Origin of the sequence: Novosphingobium lindaniclasticum LE124, assembly GCF_000445125.1 — a bacterium.
GTDB classification, from domain to species: Bacteria; Pseudomonadota; Alphaproteobacteria; order Sphingomonadales; family Sphingomonadaceae; genus Novosphingobium; species Novosphingobium lindaniclasticum.
Window position 1 is genome coordinate 1 of record NZ_ATHL01000131.1, and the last position, 2,897, is coordinate 2,897.

Sequence of the window (2,897 nt, forward strand, 5' to 3'; positions counted from 1 at the left end):
GTACGCATCCGCTGAGCGGCGCCTTGCCGGTGGAGTGATGGATCGGTCTTAAGGTCGCAGTTATTTGCGAACTTAGGAGCGGTGTTTGTGGGACGGATCACGGTTTTCGGCGGGCCTGAACGCCGCCGTCGCTGGAGTGCTGAGGAACGGCGGCGCATTCTGGAAGAGGCCTTTGCCCCCGGCGCGTGTGTGTCACAGGTTGCTCGGCGGCACGACGTTTCCACTGCGTTGGTCTATACCTGGCGGCGCAAGCTGAGTGCGGCGCTCGTCGCGTCGCAGGAGGACCATGGCTTCATCGAAGCTGTCGTGCTGGAAGACAAGAGCTCCGTGCCCACGCCCGTGCAGCCGGCGATCCTGGTCGAGCTTTCCCACGGCGCCCGGGTGAGCATCTACAATTCGGCGTCGCCGACCATGGCAGCGGCCGTCATCAAGGCCTTGGCCCGATGATCCCGATCCCGAGCGGCATGAGGGTGTGGCTGGCGCTGGGGCATACGGATATGCGGCGGGGAATGCGCTCGCTGGCTCTGCAGGTGCAGCAATCCCTGAACAAGGACGTCCATGCCGGCGATCTGTACGTCTTCAGGGGACGAAGCGGATCGCTGTGCAAGATCTTGTGGCATGACGGCCTCGGGATGTCGTTATATGCAAAACGCTTGGAAAGAGGGCGTTTTGTCTGGCCATCTGCAAAGGATGGGACGATCGCGATCTCGGCTTCCGCGATGGCGTGCCTGCTTGAAGGCGTGGATTGGCGCAACCCGCAGGAGACCTGGCGCCCGACGCAGGTAGGGTAATTCCTTGCCTCGTCAAAACAGCAGCAGGAGCGGCATAAAAGTGCTGTAAATGCTGGGTTTCTGAGGACTTGCGGGTTATAATCCGCGCATGGTCTCCAGCAACGCATCCGATGAGCTTGTGCAGCTTCGCGCTGAACTTGCCATCGTGCGCGAACAGGCACTGGTGGCAGAGGCTGAAGTCGCCAAAGTCTGGGCGATCAATGCCGACCTGCTGGCCCGCAACGCTCATCTCGAACTGATGAACGAGCAGATGCGCCGCGACAAATATGGTGCGCGTTCCGAGCGCAGCCGGCGCCTGCTGGATCAGCTCGAACTGACCTTCGAGGAACTGGAGGCAAATGCCAGCGAGGCCGAGCTGCTCGGCCAGATCGCCGCTGCCAAGACCACCACGGTCCAGGCGTTCACCCGCACGCGATCCACCCGCCGCGACTTCCCCGCCGATCTCCCGCGCGAGCAGGTCGTCATCCCCGCGCCGGACCTTTGCCCATGCTGCGGCTCGGATGATCTGAGCCAGCTTCCCGCAGCGGTCACCGAAACGCTCGAGCGCGTTCCGGCCCGGCACAAGGTGATCCAGACCGTGCGCGAGAAGGTCTCCTGCCGTCAGTGCGAGAAGATCAGCCAGCCACCCGCGCCCTTCCACGTAACCCCGCGCGGAATGTTCGGGCCGCACTTCCTGGCAAACCTCGCGTTCCAGAAGTACGGCCTGCACCAGCCCCTGAACAGCCAGCGTGACAGGCTCGAGGCCGAAGGCATCCCCTTGAGCCTCTCGACCCTTGCAGACCAGATCGGCGCGATCTGCGTAGCGGTAAAGCCCCTGTTCCTGCTGCTGGAAGCCCACGGGCTTGCCGCAGACCGCCTGCATGCCGACGACACCACCGTCCCGCTTCTCGCCAAGCTCAAGACCAGCGTAGCGCGAATATGGGATTATGTGCGTGACGATCGCCCGTTCGGCGGCACGGCTCCGCCGGTGGCGCTATGCTATTACTCGAGCGATCGCAGAGGTGAGCATCCCCGCGCTCACCTGGCAGGCTATGCCGGGATCCTCCAGGTCGACCGGTATGCCGGCTTCAATGCTCTGTTCGAGGAAGGCCGGACGGACAAACCCATGACCCGCGCCAACTGCTGGGTTCACGCACGCCGTGAGTTCTTCAAGCTCGTCGATATCAGGCAGCAACTCAAACGCCGGAAAAAGGGCGCCACGCCGCTCGTCTCGCCGCTGGCGAGTGAAGCGCTCGAGATCATCGACCGGCTCTTTGCCATCGAGCGCGACATCAACGGCAAGCCTGCCGCCGAGCGCCTCGCCGTTCGCCGGGAATTATCCGCGCCCATCGTTGCCGAACTCGAGACCTGGATGCGCGAGACACGCAGCAAACTGTCTCGTCACGATGCCGTGGCCAAGGCCATCGCCTATCTCCAGAACGACTGGGACGGCTTCACCACCTTCCTCGCCGATGGCCGGATATGCCTATCCAACAACGCCGCCGAGCGTGAGCTGCGCAGCGTGGCCCGGGGCAGAAAGGCATGGTTGTTCGTCGGGTCTGATCGTGGCGGCCAGCGCGCTGCGATGATGTTCAGCCTCTTCGGTACCGCGCGCCTCAACGACGTCGATCCGCTCGCCTGGTTCACTGACGTACTCGCCCGGATCGCCGACATACCTCAGAGCCGCCTTCACGAACTCCTCCCATGGAATTGGAAGGCCGCTCAGCAGCAGCTCACACAGGAAATCGCTGCCTGACTTCCTCCAGCTCCGCGCCAGCTAGCGAATGCGTACGACCATCATGCGTGCGGCCCTCGACGAAGTCGTAAGACCACACGTGCCCCGGATACTCGGGCCGCAGCCGGATGCACGATCCGTCATGGAGCCAGAGCCTTCCGCGCTTCGGCTGCTTTTGCGGCACCTTGAGCCCCTCGCGGCGCCAGATGCGCTCGACCCGCTTACGGTTCACATGCCACCCCGCATCGCGCAGCAGGGCGGTCACCCGGCGATAGCCGTAACGACCATATTGCCGGGCGAGAGCGATGATGTCCTCCGTCAGTGCGGCTTCGTCGTCCGCCCCGCGTGGCGCCTTGCGCTGCGTCGATCGATGCTGCCCGAGCACACGGCAC

General features: G+C 63.8%; 3 protein-coding genes and 1 pseudogene. 3 read left to right on the plus strand and 1 reads right to left on the minus strand.

Annotation, left to right across the window (positions count from 1 at the left end; all coding sequences use genetic code 11):
- Positions 1-87 precede the first annotated feature (87 nt).
- The 3 genes from tnpA (at position 88) to tnpC (ending at position 2,526) form a co-directional block, all read left to right on the plus strand.
- Positions 88-447, plus strand: a complete 360-nt coding sequence (gene tnpA, locus L284_RS0124850; RefSeq protein ID WP_031342981.1) for an IS66-like element accessory protein TnpA — start codon at positions 88-90, stop codon at positions 445-447.
- Positions 444-791: an IS66 family insertion sequence element accessory protein TnpB gene (tnpB, locus tag L284_RS43165; RefSeq protein ID WP_021235654.1), complete on the plus strand. Its 348-nt coding sequence runs from the start codon at positions 444-446 to the stop codon at positions 789-791. Before tnpA ends, tnpB begins: the two co-directional genes overlap by 4 nt.
- A gap of 88 nt (positions 792-879) precedes the next feature.
- On the plus strand, positions 880-2,526 hold the full coding sequence (tnpC, locus tag L284_RS43170) for an IS66 family transposase (RefSeq protein WP_021235659.1): 1,647 nt from the start codon (positions 880-882) through the stop codon (positions 2,524-2,526).
- Between the two features lie 34 nt (positions 2,527-2,560).
- Here the strand turns inward: tnpC and L284_RS43175 are convergent.
- Positions 2,561-2,897: pseudogene (locus tag L284_RS43175) on the minus strand (IS3 family transposase); the annotation flags it as partial.